The following is an 18738-nucleotide window of genomic DNA, read 5'->3' on the forward strand; positions in this document are numbered from 1 at the left end:
GTTCCTTTAAGTAAAGATGAGTTAAATGCTTTTTTGGAATATCTTTATCTTTTAATTAGGGGGAAAATTGAATTTTTGGAAGAATCAGAACAGTTATATAAATTGCTGACTGCGGATATTGATTTTAAAGGTGTTTTAAAACAATACACTTTAGCAGATGAAACTTTAGCATATACCCAAAATTTAACTCATGGACGCAAAGAGTTTATTCGCCTTTTGCAAAAAAGTCAAAGTTATCAAATTGCGTTGCGAGAATGGAAGGCTTATATATCTTGGCAGGAAAATAGAAACCCTGCAAGAGCCGAAATGGAAAAAAAATCAGGTTATGATTTAAAACATGGAATGCACTGTATTAGATTACTACGCAGTGGATTGGAAATTTTGCAGCGGGGAGAAGTAACTGTAGATAGAAATTTAGCTGGTGATATTGATGATTTAAAGGCTATTCTGCGGGGTAATTATAGTTATGAAGAGTTGATGAAAATGGCGGAAGATTTGGTTGCTCAAATGGATGCTTTTTATGAGCAATCTAGTTTACCACATCGTCCTGATTTGGAGCAAATTAATGATTTGTGTATGGAGTTGGTGGAAATGCAAGGTTGGGACTCTCAGGGCTAAAGCCACTGAGTTTCCCACTTACTGCGAGGTTTTATGAAAACAATTGCTACTAATGTTAAAACCCTACTAATTGGATTCTGATGTTTGGTTTTTACTTTCTCAATGTCTGAACTATTCAGCACAACGTTTTAGTGCATTTCGTCGTATTCTGCGGTTTCGATCCTTCTAGATTCCATGGGAGAAGATGGTAAAAACTCAGCACGACGCACAGGATTTAAAGATTGTGTTGATCCATTGTAGGGATGAATCACCTGAACAGTACGAGTAGGTCGCTGTTTTGGTGCAAATAAAGATAAGACACCGGCGACGACAACACCACCACCAATAGTCAAGGTAGCACCACCCACAGCCCAAAGCATAGGTGAAGACCACCAATTATTTTGCTCAGGTTGTTGTAAAGTGGCCATTTTTTGTTGATTAGCTTGTTGTGCTAATTGCCACTGCTGTTGCGTAAAACTTTGAGCTTGTGCCTGGAATTGTTGGTTTTGTAACTTTAGTTGTTCATTGTCAGTTTTCAATTTCTCTATTTGCATATTCATTTTCAGCTTTTCCATTTCTAGCCGCTGATCAGAATTAGGAGCGGTTGGGGGCTGGTTAGAATAGACAGGTTGCCCGTAATTAGGGGGATACTGCATTACCTGGGGTGCCATGACTGTCCCAGGCATTTGGGGACTGACAGCAAAGTTCGATGATATCGGGGTATTTGTCCCTTTCAGCAAGACTAAAGCCGCTAACCCAGCTACTGCGACTCCGCCAATAAATGCCATACTTTCGCTCATTGCTGTTACCCCCCAAATATTACTGAATAGTAACTCAGTTGTGACTGATGCACTCTCACACGCATAATTTTTTGCCTACTTTGATATTATAAGAAAATTCAAGATTAACCAGTGTATCAGTTAGTTTTTTGTCTATCCTAAGATATGCTGTTATTATTTAAGACGATTACAGTCAAATTGTCCACTAAAAAATAACAAAAAAATACACTGTTTGGCAATTGCTCTCTTTGATTAAGAGGGATTTTTGATGGCTGTTTTGAGACTTTGGCAAAATTGAGCGATCGCATCTAATCCCTGCTCTGGTGTGCCTTCTGCCAGTCGCTTCACCATAGCACTACCGACAATTGCCGCATCCGCCCCCCATGCTTTTATCTGTCCTGCTTGCTCAGGCTCAGAAATTCCAAACCCCACACCAATAGGTTTATCTGTAACATGACGGATTTGTTGCAGCAGTTCACCAACCCGCGTTTGCAGTTGGGTTCGCATTCCCGTGACACCAGTAACACTGACTAAATAGATAAATCCTTGAGACGCACGGGCGATCGCCTCTATTCTTTCGGGAGAACTCGTAGGAGCTACCAATAAGGTTAAATCTATCCCCATCTCCGCCGCTGGTTTAATTAGCCCTGCGGACTCTTCCAATGGCAAATCCGGCACAACTAAACCTGCTACCCCAGCATCTTTAATTTGCCTCAAAAACTTATCAACGCCTCGATGTAAAATCGGATTGTAATAGGTAAATAAAATAATAGGCGATCGCAAACTCGGACTAATCCCCTTGAGCATTTCCAATACCTGCTCTAAAGTCGTTCCCCTCTCCAAAGCGCGAGTAGCCGCAGCCTGAATCACCGGACCATCAGCCAAAGGATCAGAATAGGGTACACCCAACTCAATAATATCCGCCCCAGAATTATCCAGAACCTGCAAAGCCTTAGCAGTAGTTTCTAAATCCGGATCACCAGCCGTAATAAAAGGAATCAACGCGCACTCTTGATTCCGTCTTAAATTTTCAAAGCAACGAGAAATAGCAGTCATTTCGCCTAGTCAGTAGTCAGTGGTCAGTAGTCAGTAGTTACAATCAACAACTGACAACTGAACAATCATAACTCTAAACCTGAGATTCTTTTTCCTCTTCAATCTTCGCTTGCAGTTTAGCTAACTCTTCAGGAGAGAGTTCATCAAGCCGCTTTTGCAAAAAAGCCGTTTCATAAGCTTCCCGTTGTTGATGGTAGGTCATTTTATTCCCTATCGCTCGGAAAATATAGGTGCATAACCAGCCAATTAAGCCAGCCATCAAGAAAACTTGACTCCAGATACCAGCATTCTGACTATCTAAACCCACCCCTTGCAAACCCACATAAGCCAAGCCACCAGCCACAAAAACGCCGAAGCCAATACCAATTGCGTCAATACGTCGCATGAGAATTATGACCTACCAATTTTAATTTAAGCAATTTTTCGAGGACGGGGGTTCAAATTCACAAACGGGGAGAGAACTAGCAACCCCGGAAAGAAAAAGAACACTAAAAAGTACATAAACACCCGTTCCACAGAACCACAGGTATACCATCTTAAACTCAAGTAGAAAAATACAGCAATGGGTATTACCAGCAAATAAGCGCCCGCCAAACTCAGATACAGTAGTGCTACAACCATATTTCTTACCGCAATTTGAACTATATTTGGTGCATTCACTTCTTATGATATGCCCAATGGCTGGTTTGAGGAAGTCGGTAATTCTGTTATTTTCCATCTTCTTTAAAAACCAATTGCCCAAAAATCGAAACTTATGATATGATCACCTTTAGCCATTAAGCGTGAACTAACTGGCTAGTTTAATATTTTGTTTCGGTGCTAAATGTCAAATATTAGCGTTAGCAAATAAAATTTTAAAATCTACTTGCCAAAAAAAAGCAATTAGTGGTATAACAGACAAGAGGGTAAATACTGCCTCAAAAACAGTAAACAACCTTACGGGAGTGTGGCGGAATGGTAGACGCTACGGACTTAAAGGAATTGAGCCTTGATAGAGAAATCTTTCAAGTGGCAGCTCTCAAACTCAGGGAAACCTAAATCTATTTATAGATATGGCAATCCTGAGCCAAGCCCAGAAAAATATTTGACTGGGAAGGTGCAGAGACTCGACGGGAGCTACCCTAACGTAAAGCCGAGGGTAAAGGGAGAGTCCAATTCTCAAAACTTATGATTGCTTTAGCACCTAAGTAGTAGTGAAAACTACAAGAGAATGAAAATCCGTTGACCGTAAAAGGTCGTGGGGGTTCGAGCCCCCCCACTCCCATCTAAAAACCAACTAAAGATGTGCTAAAACCTTTAGCCAGCCTGGGAATGAATTCCCAGTCTAATAGCAAAAGTCATCTGAAGATGACTAAGAGAACTCCGCAAAAAAAATGATCCAATTTTGTGGGATGGGCATCCTTGCCCGTCCTTGATGATTAGCGGACAATTCGTCCCGCACCACAAGAAATTTTGGGATATTTTTTTGATTGGAAGTCTCTAATAAACCTGTGCTGCATGAGTTGTCATTGCCAGTGAAAGGAAGCAATCTCTTGACAACCGATAAACCACCTAACGCAAAAATCTCTCAAACCCTTATTCCTCTGTGTCCTCTGCGCCTCCGTGGTTCGTTAATCAGGATAATTTATTTCTTGGAAGTCCCTCACTAAATTATTGGGTCTGACGCACCCTACAAGAGATAAAATCCACATTACATATTGAGTAGGGTGCGTCAGATAGAGGAAATCTGTTTTTTTACCAAATTATTGGGTCTGACGCACCCTACAAGAGATAAAATCCACATTACATATTGAGTAGGGTGCGTCAGATAGAGGAAATCTGTTTTTTACCAAATTATTGGGTCTGACGCACCCTACAAGAGATAAAATCTACATTACATATTTAGAAAACTTTGTCAATGCGTAAGCACTAGGATCATCTTTTTTGTGGATTTCTCTAAATAACCCGGAAATTTTTCATCTCATTCCCAGTCTCTGACTGGGAATGAATTCTAAAAGGCTCTGCCTTCAATAATATTAGAGGCAGAGCCTCATCAACTGCATTCCTAGTCAGAGACTAGGAACGAGATGTGGTAGGGATTTGAGCTTAAGTTGACACCAATGCAACTTCATCAACTCAGTTGGTAATGTTGTACTGGACATTCACGATATCTCAGATGTCAGGGAGTGTCGCGGTTAAAAGTATTCAGTATGTCACAGTTCGAGAGAAACCGAAAGACATCTTTTGTTGTCTCCTTTTTGTGCTTACTCATTGAATTTATGACAAATTTCTTGACAAAAGATATGAAATATGCTGATAATTGTAATTTGTGGAAACTTTACCCTTTAATATAATCTCTTGGCTAACGTCATTGTCATAGGTGCCCAGTGGGGCGATGAAGGAAAAGGTAAAATAACTGACTTGCTCAGCCGCTCCGCAGACGTGGTGGTACGTTATCAAGGGGGAGTTAACGCTGGGCATACAATCGTAGTCCAAGGTCAGACGTTTAAGCTGCACTTAATCCCCTCTGGTATTTTGTATCCAAAAACCGAATGTATCATTGGCTGTGGCACAGTCATAGATCCACAGGTTTTGATCAAAGAACTCGAACAACTAGAACAATTAAATATTTCTACGGCTAATCTGTTGATATCTCAGACGGCTCATGTCACCATGCCCTATCATCGCATGATTGACAAGGCATCCGAGGAAGTCCGGGGAAATCATAAAATCGGTACAACAGGTAGAGGCATTGGTCCCACCTACGCGGATAAATCGGAACGTACAGGCATCAGGATGTTGGACCTGATGGACACCGATGGACTGCCTGAGCAGTTAGAACGGACGATAAACTATAAAAATACCATTTTAGAAAAGCTGTATAATCTACCACCCTTGAATCCACAAGCAGTGATTGAGGAGTATTTAGGTTATGCAGAACGCTTGCGTCCTTTTGTCGTTGATACATCGTTGAAAATCTACGATGCAGTTTTACGGCGACGAAATATTTTGTTTGAAGGCGCACAAGGGACATTGCTTGATCTGGATCATGGAACTTATCCCTACGTCACATCCTCCAACCCAGTCGCTGGTGGGGCTTGCGTTGGTAGTGGATTAGGTCCAACAATGATAGATCGGGTAATTGGTGTATCCAAAGCCTATACTACAAGAGTGGGAGAAGGTCCATTCCCCACAGAACTAAATGGCGAAATTGGGGACTTGCTAGGCGATCGCGGTGCAGAATTTGGCACAACTACAGGGCGTAAACGTCGCTGTGGTTGGTTTGATGCGGTTATCGGGCGTTATGCAGTCCGTATTAACGGCATGGATTGCATGGCACTCACTAAACTGGATGTTCTCGATGAACTAGAGGAAATCAATGTTTGTGTGGCTTATGAAATTGATGGTGAACGCTGCGAAGACTTCCCCACCAGCGCTCGTCAGTTCGCTCGTTGTCGTCCCATCTACAAAACTGTACCGGGGTGGCAAGTTTCAACAAGTCACTGTCGTACCCTGGAAGAGTTACCACAAAAAGCACTGGACTATCTGAAATTCTTAGCAGAATTAATGAAAGTGCCGATCGCAATTGTTTCCTTGGGAGCAAGTCGTGATCAAACTATCATTGTCGAAGACCCGATTCACGGTCCCAAACGCGCACTGTTACAACCCAACGGTACACCTGTTTAGTCATTGGTCATTGGTCATTGGTTAGTGGCAAAATAACTGACAACAGACAACGAATAACTAACAATTAACAAATTAACAAATTATATGGCGATCGCACTCGAATCTAAACCCCGTCCCGAAGGTAGCAAACCCAGAGCTTTGCGCCGTTCAGGCTTAATTCCCGCCAACTTGTATGGTCACAAAGGGATTGAATCAATTGCTCTAGTTCTTGACGCTAAAGTTGTAGAACGCCTGCTCAAGCAAGTTACCCCCAACAAAACCGAAATAGAACTCAGCATTCCTGAATTGGAGTGGACTGGTATAACCGTAATCCGCGAACTTCAGATCCACCCAGCCAAAGGCACACCTTATCACCTAAGTTTTTTTGCTGGCGCTAAAGGCTAAAATTCAGGTAATACAGCAGGAGTCAGGAAGTAGGGGCGCAGGGCCTGCGCCCAGTCAAGAGTCAGGAGTAAAACTGGCTTTGTAAGTAATTGGACAAAAATATTTACAGTTATTGCGAGCGAAGGGAAGCAATCACAACCCTGGCGATTGCTTCATTTCGTTCCATATGGCTAACGCAACGCAACGCTTACGCAATGACGTTGTGTAATTAACTCTGTCTCACTACTTGTATAGGTTTCAATTTAGATTGTTTACCTCCTAACTACGCAACCTGCTGTAATAAAGAAGAGAACCAGGGTTAGCCCTGGTTTTTTTGTGGAAAAATTATCTATATTAGGGAACGGGGAAGAGTTCACCAATTACCAATTACCAATTACCAATTACCAATAAAAATGACAGAAACCAATCTCCCGAATTTAATCTCACAAATGTTACAACCAGGATTTTATCCTCATCCCGTAACAGAACCAATTCAACTAATTCAAACTCATATTTCCTATGTCTTCCTCACTGGGGATTATGCTTACAAACTCAAAAAACCAGCTAACTTTGGTTTTTTAGACTTTTCCACCTTAGAAAAACGGCATTATTTTTGTCAAGAAGAACTGCGACTAAATCAAAGAGGTGCAGGTGAATTATATTTAGAAGTTCTCCCCATCACCGTAGTAGGTGAACAATACCATTTAGGTGGCACAGGAGAAACCGTAGAATATGCAGTAAAGATGCGTCAATTTCCCCAAGAAACCCTATTTAGTGAACTTTTTGCCAGTGGAAATTTGTCAGAAAGTCACTTAGAAGAATTGGGACGAGTTGTAGCTCAATATCATGCAAACACCGAGACAAACGATTATATTCGCAGTTTTGGAGAAGTCTCCCAAGTCCGATTAGCAATTGATGAGAATTATCAACAAGCTGAAAAATATATTGGTGGACCACAAACAAAAGAACAATTTGAGGAAACAAAACAATATACAGACAACTTCTTTCTCCAACATCCAGAACTATTTAAAAGCAGAATTGACAATAACTATATTCGTGAATGTCACGGCGATTTGCACCTCAGAAATATTGCTCTTTGGCATGACAGAATTATGCTATTTGATTGTATAGAATTTAATGAGCCTTTCCGCTTTGTGGATGTCATGTATGACGTAGCATTTACAGTCATGGATATTGAAGCCAGAGGACGGAAAGACTTAGGAAATGCCTTTTTAAATACCTACGTAGAGCAAACTGGAGACTGGGAAGGTTTACAGGTATTACCTTTATACTTAAGCCGTCAAGCCTATGTACGAGCTAAAGTAAATTCCTTTTTATTAGATGATCCTAATATCCCGGTTGCGGTCAAAGAAGAATCTGCAAAAACCGCATCTGCATATTACCGTCAAGCCTGGGAATATACCAAACCCCAACAGGGAAAACTGATTTTAATGTCAGGATTATCTGGTGCTGGTAAAAGTACCACAGCTAAATATTTGGCGCGGAAACTCAACGCAGTTCATCTCCGTTCTGATGCTGTGCGTAAGCATTTAGCAGGAATTCCCCTCCTAGAAAAAGGTGGTGATGAAATCTACACACCAGAAATGACCCAAAAAACCTATAGCCGATTATTAGCATTAGGAATTATACTGGCTAATCAAGGTTGGTCTGTGATTTTAGATGCCAAATATGATCGCCAGGATTTACGGGAGACAGTTATTTCCCAAGCTACACAGCATCAATTACCTGTGCATATTATCAACTGTACCGCACCCCTAGAAGTTATCAAAGAACGACTCCTGAACCGTACTGGTGATATTGCTGATGCAACCGCTGATTTATTAGCATCTCAAATCAAGCAATCTGAACCATTTACAAATCTAGAACAACCTTATATAACAGTTGTGGATACAACTCAACCGCTAGACACCCAATTATCAAAACTGATTTAATTTTTGTCTAGTTAACTTAGGGTTTAGCATTGCGCTTTCCTCGTTCCCATACTCTGTATGGGAATGAACTCTAAAGGCTCTGCCTTCAATAATAGTAGAGGCAAGATGTCTATGATAGGATTCTCATAAGACCTCGCGGTAAGTGGGAAACTCAGTGTCTTTAGACCTGAGAGGGAAGCGACACGTGCGGTTTTAACCGCTGTGGATATTAAAATTGAAACCAGATTTTTGATTGGAATCTGGAAACCAACTCCCATTTCTGGGGTGATGTTAGCTAGATGCCTCCGGCACGCTGGCGCGAACGACCAGTTATAAGAGCTTGTTAGACTTGCAACACTGTTTCAGTGACCTTAAAACTGTTTAATTGCAAATGACAGAGCAGGGAACTAGCTTCGCATTCCGGGGTGTCGTGACTCAAATAACGGCTACCCTTCGACTACGCTCAGGGTGGTCTGGTCAGCACGGCTTGCTTGATTACTCTTGCAAGCCCAGTCCCTTTAGGGCTGGGTTACTGACAAGAATAGTAGAGGCAGAGCCTCTATGATAGCATTCCCAGTCAGAGACTGGGAACGAGATAAACGAGATATAATTATTCTTTCTCCTGATTTCTAGCATTATGGCACCAAAAAATAATCTACTAGGCAATATTTTCTCTTCTTCTCCTAACTTTCTTTCTCAATTGTTATTTGGATTATTTTTATTTATTATCTCCAGAATTGCTAATGCTTCAGTTCCTCTCAGTTTATTCATAGCCATTATGGGTGGTGTCACCTTGGGGTGGTTCACATTTGCCAATGATAATAATCCTGAACCTGCTACTGTCGCCTCTAATGATGGCATTGATGCTGGATTAAAATATTGGTTGTTTTTTATGATGGGCTGCCTTTTCCTCGGTTATTCAGCCCCTATTAGTATTATATTCGGTGCGATCGCTGGAGTTGGTGGTGGTTGGATTATTGGTTGGTGGAGAAGTGAGGAGGCATTACAAACACAATTATCAGAGGAGATTGTGGAAGAAATAAGTCCAGAACAGCCGAGTGAAAGAAATGCAAAGAGACGCAAAAGAAAACCTACTCGGCGCTTCCGTCGGGACTCTGCAACTTTCAATTTTCGCTTTTGGGAAAAGTAATTAACAATTGATAATTAGGATTATAAAATTAAATTGTCTGATAGCGTAGCGTGGCGCAAGCCATATCAGGATATCCAGGATTAAAGGATTTGCAGGATGTTTGTTTGAGTTGTATTTTTAGGGTTTGAGGATTCAATACTTTTCGGTTAGACTCAAAAAACTGCAATATGATCTAAATTAGTGCTTTTTGCTGCTTAATAGGGAATAATAGAATAAATACTCCTTGTCAGATAAAGGTGAGTTTTGACAAATGGACTGGACAACAATACTCAAAGCACAGCAGACTGATTTTATTCAAAGACTGAAATCTGGCGACTTACTCCATTGTGAGAAGGCTCTTCCTGTAGGCGTTGTACCTACAATTTTTATACCATCTTTTGTCCAGATAAAATGCTCTGACCATTCTTGCTGACGAGGGTTAAATAAAGCAACTTGCTCTTGAGTTTTAGGATCAGTAGCTACTATAAAATTATAATGACGCTCATTACAGCGATGACAAGCCAAAGCTAAATTATCCAGTTCGTCTGAACCCCCCAAAGACTGCGGCATAATATGATCAATAGTAAAACGATCAGGACTCAGATATTCTGGAGAGTGACAATATTCACAGAGAAATTTAGCTCGTTTTCTTATAAGTCGTCGAGTTGGTTCGGACACCATTTACTTTTAGCCGCTAGTTGAGCATTAATTAAGGTAAATATTCGCTGTAACTCCGAGATACCTACATATTCCGCTTCCTCTTCAGAAGTCAGTTTATCAGATTTTTTCTTTGCTAATAGTTCTTCAAAACGTATCTGTAGTTCTTCGGTAAATTTAAATAGATAAATATTACCAAATTCACTCATCTTCATACCAGAAGATATTAAAGACGAAGGTTGAACCATTAATTGAGTAGCCATTGTATGTTCACAGTGTCTTTATTTGTATTATCTCATAAAAAATCCTGAAAATCCTGAAATCCTGGATATCCTGATTCAGACAAAAATCCTGTAAATCCTTAAATTCTGGACATCCTGATTCAGACAAATAATTCTATAATAGCAATACCTTGTCCATTTCCTGCTTTGTTGGGTTAAGCGACAGCGCAACCCAACGCATTTGTTGGGTTTCATGCTTCAACCCAACCTACAAATCAAGGCTTTTTCTAATTTGGACAAGGTATTGTAATAGAAAATAAATATTCACCTTAATTAACTATGCAAACCACAGAATCACCCTTACAATTGCGGCTGTGGACTGTTGATGAATACCACAGAATGGCTGAAGCAGGAATATTTGAACCAAGTGAACGGGTAGAATTATTAGAGGGGAAAATAATCTGGATGGTTGCTAAAGGAACAGCCCACCGTTCAGCAGTGGGTAGAACATATAAGTTGTTGGAAAACAGAATTGGTCATAAAGCTTGCATAGCTATTCAAGACCCTGTAAAATTAAATGAACGATCTGAACCAGAACCAGATATTGCTGTGGTGAAAATAGATCCCCTAGACTATGCAGATCATCATCCTACCCCAGCAGAAGTTTATTTAATTATCGAAGTTGCAGATAGTAGTTTAAAACTAGATACAGAAATCAAAGCTAAAGCTTATTCTCAAGCAGGAATTAAGGATTATTGGGTGTTAGATGTAGTGAAACGCGAATTAATTGTATTTAGAAATCCCACAACAGAAGGTTATCAAAATCAAGCAATTATCACAGAACAGCAAAAAATATCTCCTTTAGATTTTCCCGATTTAGAAATTGTAGTTTTCCAAATGCTACCACTTGTCTGATAGATAATAGAATAATTGAGAGGATGACTTTATTAAATCCTGGACATCCTGATAGCGAAGCGTGGCGTTAGCCACTTCTGACAATTTCACCATCTATTTTCTCTTTTCTCGATGATTAGCAGCTTGTAATAATAAAGATTCAGCAAAAGAAATTGCTTCATTTGCTGATTTACCACCGGCTAACTGTGCTAATTCTTCCCGTCGGGTAGTTAAATTATCCAAACTTGTTACTCTCACAACAGTCCGCTGTTCATCATTACTATTTCTGGCTTTATTAATTACTAATTTATCAACGCGAAAATGACGATCTGCCATTGCTGCAATTAGAGGCTGATGAGTTACACATAATACTTGATGTCCTTGACTAAGTTGGTGTAATTTCTCTGCTATAGCTTGGGCAACTCTACCAGAAACCCCCACATCAATTTCATCAAATATCATTGTTCCTACTTCATTTCCTTGATTAAAACAAGCTTTTAAAGCTAGTAAAAAACGGCTCATTTCTCCACCAGAAGCAATTTCTGTTAATGGTTGGATAGGTTCACCGGGGTTAGGACTAAACATAAAAGTAATTTTATCTGCACCTGTAGCTGCGGGGGTAATGGGGACGATTTCTACTTGAAATTTCACCTTATCCATTGCTAACGGCTTGAGTTGGGCTAATAACCGAGATTCTAAATTAGCCGCAGTTTGACGACGTAATTGGGTTAATTGGTGGCTAACTTGCTGGAGTGCTTGTAAAGATAATTGTTCTTGTTGTTCTAAAGTTTCGATAGATTGTTCACTATTATTTAGTTCAGCTAATTCAGTTTGAATACGTTCATAATAAGCGATCGCTTCCGTTAAAGTAGGTCCATATTTACGACAAATTTGTTTTAATTCCCGTATCCGTTCATCCACCTCTTCCAACCGTTGCGGATCTGCTTCTAACCCTTCTCCATAAATACTAATTTGTCTCCCCACTTCCATCACTGCTGCCACTGCATCTCGCACCAATTCCAAGAGAGATTGTAATTGAGGATCATACTCCACCATGTGAGTTAATGTCATCTCTCCATCGGCTAATAAATCAGCAGCAGTGCGAGTTTCCTGATCATCTTGATACAAAGCCTGATAAACCTTGTAACTCATTTGTTGTAAATCCACAACATGATTGAGGCGTTCTCTTTCTTGATTTAATTGCTCCATTTCCTGGGCATCATCAAGATTAGCCGCACCCAATTCTTGCACTTGATAGGTGAGTAAATCCAATTGTTGCAGCCGTTCCCGTTCTGATGTCCGGCGTTTTTCCAGTGCTTGCCGGGCTTGTTGATATAGAATAAAAGCAGCGGCAACATTTTGGCGTTTGTGCAACAAGGCATCACCACCATATAAATCTAACCAATCCCGAACTTGGGCAGATTGTCCCACCTGTACCGTTTGTCCTTGTGCTGTAATTTCTACTAAACTGTCTCGTAATCCTGCCATTAAGGGGCGATTTACCAGCACTCCATTTACTCTTGATCTACTGCGGATATTACTAGTAGTGGTGGCAATTTCTCGACTAATGATCACAGCATGATCATCGGTTAAATCAATTTCTTGTTCACTTAACCAAGCAGCTAAAGGCGGAGTGACGCTAAAAGTCGCCTCCACGATAGCGCGATTTGTGCCAGTTCTAATCGCCCGACTAGAGACTTTACCACCCAAAACGGCATCAATGGCATCTAATATGATTGATTTTCCTGCGCCGGTTTCTCCCGTTAATACATTTAAACCTACACCAAAATCCAATTCCAGATGATCAATTAAGGCGAAATTTTCAATTCTTAAATATAGCAGCATTTAAATAATCCTCAGATTGCAGATTTCCCCGTTTTTATTGATTATGGCGTTGGTGAATGAAAGTATGAATTAGTCTCACGCAAAGGCGCAAAGGCGCAAAGGTGAAGATTTTTAATTTTCCTTTTTTCTACTTCAATATGGCTATCAGCAACGCTCAAAACCCAGAGGTGTAAGGGTTTAGCTCATGCTTTACCCTACCTGTAGAATCAAACTTATGCTATGGGAAACAGAGTAATGGTTGTATCTCCACTTCCAGCCGCTAATATTTTACCATCTGGACTGAAAGTAATTGAGTAAATTACAGAATCAGTACATTTGACGCTAGAAATTTCTTCTCCACTAGCGACTGACCATAATTTCACTGTTTTATCTTTACTAGCGCTCGCAAAAATTTGTCCATTGGGACTATATGCAACAGAACAAATATGATCAGAGTGTCCTGATAAAGTTTTAATTTCTTGACTAGTTTCTAGATTCCAAAGTTTAATAGTTTTGTCTTGACTACCACTAATTAAAGTTTTTCCGTCGGGACTAAATGCTAGAGATGTAATCCCTCCAAACCAATCAGAATGTCCTGTTAAGGTTTTCACTTTATTTTCAGCTAATTGTAAAATCTTGATAGTTTTATCATTACCACCTGCACCACTAGCTAATAGTTTACCGTCGGGACTAAAAGTTACAGATAAAACATCATCGGTATGACTTTTGAAAGAGTAAACTTCTTTTCCTGTTTCTAATGACCACAGTTTAACTGTTTTGTCTTTACTTCCACTGGCTAAAATTTTCCCCAAGGGACTAAAGGAGACAGCATTAACTCTTTCTTCATGTCCTGTAAAAGTGAAAACTTCTATTCCTAAATTTACATCCCATAATTTAATAGTTTTATCATCACTACCACTTACTAAAAATTTACCATCTGGACTAAAAGCTAGAGAATTAATCCCTCTAGACCAAGAATATTTCCCATGTCCTGCAAAGGTGCGATGTTGCTGAGTTGCTAAATCCCACAATTTAATAATTGTATCATCACTGCCACTTGCTAAAAATCTCCCATCTGGACTAAAAGCTACAGCAAGAACTTTTTTTTCATGTCCTTTGAGAGTACCAATAAATACTAATTTTTCGGTGTTGTCATTTGATGAAGATGTGGTAGCAATTACTTCTAGTGGTTCTTGATAATTATCTGATTCTTTTATACTTGATTCATTTCCTAACTGTGACTGGTTAAACCAAGTATTTAATTCCGTCAAGACATCCAATGTTTTCAACGATTTGTTAATAGAATTGCTAATAGAATCTAATTTATTAATTGGGGAAATTTCTTCTTTTTCTTGGCTTGCTGTTTGCGGATTTGATTTATTTTCAACCTGTAACGGTTGTACCAAAGCTGTGAACAAACTATCTAATTCTGTTAATCCATCTGTCAACCGTTGGTTAATAGAATCAAGGATGTCATTATTTTTGGAAATTTCACTTTTTTGAGTTTCTTTAATCTCACCTATTGATTGGTTCTGTTCTAAAATTGTCTGATGCAATTTCTGGGTTGAATTATCAATTTCTGCAAATCGAGAATTAACAACTTCGATTTGTTGATGAATCTGAGTAAATTCCGTACTCAATTTTTGAATTGATATTTGAATTTTCTGATCAATAATTTGACTAATTTCTTGTTTATAAACTTCAAGTTTTCCCAAACGTTCATTAATGGCAATTTCAATAGTTTGGTCAATAATTTGGCTGAGTTGTTGTCTCCAATCTTCGATTTGTTCCAAACGTTGATTAGAGGTATTCATGGTTTTTTCAACTTGGTAAAATTCTTCAGTGATATTTTGCAACCTTGTTTGTAATTGCTCAATTTGTGATTGGGAATAATTAAACTTAGGACGATTAACTAAATTTAAAGCTACACTTAAACTCAGGGGAATAACTGCATAAACCACCTGTTGCGTCACTGTCGCTACTATTGTTCCTAATACTGATAACCCCAAACATACATACTCGCTAACTTCTAGCAACTGACGATTATTCATGTTAACTGGTATTACTTGTCAAGTCGTGATTACTATATCAAAAGACATAGTCAATAAAATTCAGAAAATAAAACTTTATACTCTCTGCGTCTCTGCGTCTCTGCGTGCAAAAAATTCTTTCCTTCCGCAACGCCAGTTTTTAGATATAAATACTTTCAGATCATATATCTTGACAATAGCATAAAATTTCCAGATGTCAATACCCTAGTAAAATCGTTAGCTTATTGATTACATTCTCAATAATCTTGAGAATTAACTGGGTATATTCTCAATAAACATAGAAATGTGATTTTTTTGGAAAAGAGAGATTTAAAAAACTTATATGTTTGACTGCATTCCCAGAAAATTAGCAACTATGACTTAAAAATTGCTAAATTAACAGAAGATGTAACTATCTCCTTAAATATGGTATCTACTCCTATAACTTTCTCCGATATTCAAAATCATTGGTCCCGACCATTTATAGAAGCTTTAGCAGCACGGCGGATTATCAGCGGTTATCCTGATGGAACTTGTCGCCCCAATAACCCTGTAACTCGCGCTGAATTTGCTGCCATTATCGCTTCAGTTTTTTCCCAACCAGTTAAACGTGCATATCTGCCTTTTGGAGATGTTCCCCAGACCCATTGGGCAATAAACGCGATTAAGAAAGTTTATGAAACTGGATTTTTGACGGGTTATCCGAACAAGCGGTTTGGGATAGATGAAAGTATTGCTAAGGGTGATGCTTTAGTCGCAATTGTCAATGGTTTGGGAATTGCTGGTCAAGTTGACCTGGATTTAGTGAGTAAACTGGCAGAAATTTATCAAGATGGATCTTTAATTCCTTACTATGGAATTAATCAAATAGGTTTGGCGACCCGTGCTGGTTGGGTGGTGAATTATCCCAACGTCAAAATACTAAATTATAAAACAGCCGCTACTCGTGCAGATGTGGCAGTGATGGTTTATCAGGCTTTAGTGTATTTGGGAAAAGCGGAAAAAATTCCTTCTGATTATATTGTTGCAGCACCTATAACCACAACGATTCCTACACCTAAACCGACAACCTCTAATACCGTTAAAGTAAATCATCGGCGAGAATTTCGAGGCGCTTGGGTTGCGACTGTGTGGAATAGTGATTGGCCTTCTAAGCCAGGACTGTCTGTGGAACAGCAAAAAGCGGAATTGGTGGCGATTATTAAACAGTTACAAGCTTTGAATTTCAACGCTTTAGTTTTGCAGGTCAGACCGGAAGGTGATGCTGTATATGCTTCTGACTTAGAACCTTGGAGTGCTTGGATTACGGGAACGCAGGGAAAAGCGCCAAGTCCATTTTATGATCCTTTGGAATTTGCGATCGCCCAATGTCATCAACGCAATATTGAATTACACGCTTGGTTTAATCCTTACCGCGCTAGAGCTAACAGTCAAGTTTCCACTGTTCGTCCTCATATTGCCGTGACAAATCCCGAAGTTGTTTATCAATGGGGTAGTCAACTATGGATGGACCCCGGTGCAAAAATCGTTCAAGACAGAGCATACAACGTCATTATTGATGTTGTCCGCCGTTATGATTTAGATGCGATTCATTTAGATGATTATTTTTACCCCTACCCCATATCTGGTAAACCTTTTCCCGATCATAAAACCTACGCAGCTTATAAAGCCAGTGGCGGTAAACTGAGTTTAGAAGATTGGCGACGGGAAAACGTCAATCAAATGGTATTGCGACTTTCCCAAGGAATCAAAGCCACCAAACCTCATGTGAAATTTGGGATTAGTCCTTTTGGTATTTATCGTTCTGGAGAACCTGCGGGAATTGTCGGGTTAGATGCCTATAATGTTCTCTATGCAGATTCTAAAAAATGGTTACAGCAAGGCTGGATAGATTATATTGCTCCTCAACTTTACTGGCGGACTGACCAAACTAAACAAGGTTATCAAACTTTGCTGAAATGGTGGACGGAGATTAATACCAAACAGCGTCATGTCTATGCAGGTAACAATCTCGGACAGCTAGATGGGAAGGAATGGAAAAACAGCGAAATTGTCAAGCAGATTCAGATTTCTCGGAATTTAGCAGGTAGTTTATCTTTGGGTAATATCTTTTTCAGCATGACTGGCATTAAAGAAAATCGTCAAGGCATTGCTGACCAATTTAGAACCGATTATCCCACACCTGCCTTAGTTCCCATTATGTCATGGCAAAGTTCCATCACGCCACCACCTCCCAAAAACCTCAAGTTTATGGATGGAAAATTAAATTGGGAAGCAGGAGATAGTCAACCTGTGCGTTCTTGGACTCTATATTCGCAAAATAGCAATAATTGGATAATTCAACGCATTTTATCCGCTGGTACTACCTTTGCGACAGTTCCACCGGGAACTTATGCGGTATGTGCTGTGGATAGATTAGGGAATGAAAGTGCAGGTGTGATGATTACTGTAACTTGACTCCTAACCGTTCTATAAAACTTACCCAAAATTACCAAAGTCTAGACACATCTGGACAGCGATAATCTTAGTTTTATGTCAATCAAATTTATTTTGACAGGTAAATGAGCGATCGCTCACAAAAATCTCAATTAGATTGTTTGTAGTGGTAACATTATCGTGGTCTCAAAAGGAACTTAACCCTTTGAATACCTCATAACTTATACTCAACACGGCTTAATTACTTGATTTTATGGGTAGGGGTTTAGCAGTGCTGATATGTGTCAACTTAACGTAAAACCTATAACCCGCCTGGGAATGATAGCGTAGCGTGGCGTAAGCCATATTCCCAGTCTAATAGCAAAAGTCATCTGAAGATGACTAAACACTAGGAAAATTTATTAGTCCGTTTTAACGGACTTGAGCTATGAGACAGGGAATTTATTCCCAGGCGGGTGTGGAAGCCAACAGATGATTAAAAAACTCAAATAGGATTGCTATATTAAAATAGTCTCTCATACTTAAAAAATATCAACCATGACCACCCAAACGGAAGCCCAACTAGAAGCAGACTTAATTACCCAACTGCAAAGCATGAAATATGCAAAAGTCAAGATTAAAAACCTATAGGAATACTTACTTGCAGAATAATACTTGCAGGACTATCAAGTTCATAGATAGAGGATGATTCAGGAATAGGATCACCATATTCTCGCATTACTTTTAAATGCCCAATAATAGCTTCTTTCATATTTTTTTCAATTTCTGCAATTGATTCACCGGTAGTTACACATCCCAATAAATCAGGGACATAAGCCGAAAAATTGTGATCAGCTTTTTCGACTATCACAATATAATTTATAGTTTTCGGAGTTAGAGCGATCATAATTAATTATCTCCATTTAGACCAGCTTGTTTAAAAATGCTATTAAGCGTACCTAACTTAAGATCATCAGACAATTTTCCTGGAACAGTTACAGTCCCTTGCTTATTTGGATGCCGAAAATGTCTATGACTACCCGTAGTTCGTATATGTACCCATCCATCATTTTCTAGTAATTTAATTACTTCTTTTACTTTTTTAGTCATAAATTAAGAATATTTACATCAATTATAAGAAAATGATGCTTTACTTCCATATAAATATCATAACTC

At 39.4% G+C, this 18738-nt stretch carries 16 protein-coding genes and 1 pseudogene; 7 read left to right on the top strand and 10 right to left on the bottom strand.

Annotated elements, in window-relative coordinates:
- Positions 1–618 (top strand): annotated as a pseudogene (locus tag IQ228_RS06240) (nucleotidyltransferase domain-containing protein); the annotation flags it as partial.
- Positions 619–746: 128 nt separating this feature from the next.
- On the opposite strand, the gene IQ228_RS06245 reads toward IQ228_RS06240, so the two are convergent.
- The 4 genes from IQ228_RS06245 to ndhL form a co-directional block, all read right to left on the bottom strand.
- Complete coding sequence (locus tag IQ228_RS06245; protein ID WP_027403160.1) at positions 747–1397, bottom strand: hypothetical protein; 651 nt, start codon at positions 1395–1397, stop codon at positions 747–749.
- Positions 1398–1628: 231 nt separating this feature from the next.
- A complete protein-coding gene (trpA, locus tag IQ228_RS06250; protein WP_027403161.1) occupies positions 1629–2432 on the bottom strand; it encodes a tryptophan synthase subunit alpha in 804 nt (267 codons plus the stop codon).
- Between the two features lie 73 nt (positions 2433–2505).
- Positions 2506–2817: a DUF3007 family protein gene (locus tag IQ228_RS06255; protein ID WP_027403162.1), complete on the bottom strand. Its 312-nt coding sequence runs from the start codon at positions 2815–2817 to the stop codon at positions 2506–2508.
- Between the two features lie 26 nt (positions 2818–2843).
- Positions 2844–3053, bottom strand: a complete 210-nt coding sequence (ndhL, locus tag IQ228_RS06260) for an NAD(P)H-quinone oxidoreductase subunit L (protein WP_080683924.1) — start codon at positions 3051–3053, stop codon at positions 2844–2846.
- A gap of 1716 nt (positions 3054–4769) precedes the next feature.
- On the opposite strand from ndhL, the gene IQ228_RS06265 reads away from it, so the two are divergent.
- The 4 genes from IQ228_RS06265 to IQ228_RS06280 all read left to right on the top strand — a co-directional run bounded on the left by IQ228_RS06265 (position 4770) and on the right by IQ228_RS06280 (position 9542).
- Complete coding sequence (locus IQ228_RS06265; RefSeq protein WP_027403163.1) at positions 4770–6098, top strand: adenylosuccinate synthase; 1329 nt, start codon at positions 4770–4772, stop codon at positions 6096–6098.
- 84 nt (positions 6099–6182) lie between these two features.
- Positions 6183–6482 (top strand): 50S ribosomal protein L25, encoded by a 300-nt coding sequence (gene rplY, locus IQ228_RS06270; RefSeq protein ID WP_027403164.1) that lies wholly within the window; start codon positions 6183–6185, stop codon positions 6480–6482.
- 392 nt (positions 6483–6874) lie between these two features.
- Positions 6875–8413 (top strand): AAA family ATPase, encoded by a 1539-nt coding sequence (locus IQ228_RS06275; protein ID WP_193962424.1) that lies wholly within the window; start codon positions 6875–6877, stop codon positions 8411–8413.
- A 616-nt stretch (positions 8414–9029) separates the two neighbouring features.
- Positions 9030–9542, top strand: coding sequence for a hypothetical protein (locus IQ228_RS06280; RefSeq protein ID WP_193962425.1), 513 nt, complete (start codon positions 9030–9032; stop codon positions 9540–9542).
- A 294-nt stretch (positions 9543–9836) separates the two neighbouring features.
- Here IQ228_RS06280 and IQ228_RS06285 read toward each other — a convergent pair whose 3' ends face one another.
- Together IQ228_RS06285 and IQ228_RS06290 are read right to left on the bottom strand one after the other, a co-directional pair.
- Positions 9837–10202: an HNH endonuclease gene (locus IQ228_RS06285; RefSeq protein WP_306459844.1), complete on the bottom strand. Its 366-nt coding sequence runs from the start codon at positions 10200–10202 to the stop codon at positions 9837–9839.
- On the bottom strand, positions 10172–10441 hold the full coding sequence (locus IQ228_RS06290) for a hypothetical protein (protein ID WP_027403169.1): 270 nt from the start codon (positions 10439–10441) through the stop codon (positions 10172–10174). Before IQ228_RS06290 ends, IQ228_RS06285 begins: the two co-directional genes overlap by 31 nt.
- Before the next feature lie 297 nt (positions 10442–10738).
- On the opposite strand from IQ228_RS06290, the gene IQ228_RS06295 reads away from it, so the two are divergent.
- Complete coding sequence (locus IQ228_RS06295) at positions 10739–11314, top strand: Uma2 family endonuclease (protein ID WP_027403170.1); 576 nt, start codon at positions 10739–10741, stop codon at positions 11312–11314.
- A 93-nt stretch (positions 11315–11407) separates the two neighbouring features.
- Here IQ228_RS06295 and recN read toward each other — a convergent pair whose 3' ends face one another.
- Complete coding sequence (recN, locus tag IQ228_RS06300; protein ID WP_027403171.1) at positions 11408–13138, bottom strand: DNA repair protein RecN; 1731 nt, start codon at positions 13136–13138, stop codon at positions 11408–11410.
- A gap of 212 nt (positions 13139–13350) precedes the next feature.
- Positions 13351–15168, bottom strand: a complete 1818-nt coding sequence (locus IQ228_RS06305) for a WD40 repeat domain-containing protein (RefSeq protein WP_193962426.1) — start codon at positions 15166–15168, stop codon at positions 13351–13353.
- Between the two features lie 405 nt (positions 15169–15573).
- Here IQ228_RS06305 and IQ228_RS06310 point away from each other — a divergent pair, with 405 nt between their 5' ends.
- A complete protein-coding gene (locus IQ228_RS06310) occupies positions 15574–17604 on the top strand; it encodes a family 10 glycosylhydrolase (protein WP_193962427.1) in 2031 nt (676 codons plus the stop codon).
- Between the two features lie 595 nt (positions 17605–18199).
- On the opposite strand, the gene IQ228_RS06315 is transcribed toward IQ228_RS06310, so the two are convergent.
- Complete coding sequence (locus IQ228_RS06315) at positions 18200–18469, bottom strand: type II toxin-antitoxin system HicB family antitoxin (RefSeq protein WP_228043726.1); 270 nt, start codon at positions 18467–18469, stop codon at positions 18200–18202.
- Positions 18470–18471: 2 nt separating this feature from the next.
- Positions 18472–18672, bottom strand: a complete 201-nt coding sequence (locus IQ228_RS06320; RefSeq protein ID WP_027403175.1) for a type II toxin-antitoxin system HicA family toxin — start codon at positions 18670–18672, stop codon at positions 18472–18474.
- Between the last annotated feature and the right edge of the window lie 66 nt (positions 18673–18738).

This window comes from Dolichospermum sp. LEGE 00246, from assembly GCF_015207865.1.
GTDB classification, from domain to species: domain Bacteria; phylum Cyanobacteriota; class Cyanobacteriia; order Cyanobacteriales; family Nostocaceae; genus Dolichospermum; species Dolichospermum heterosporum.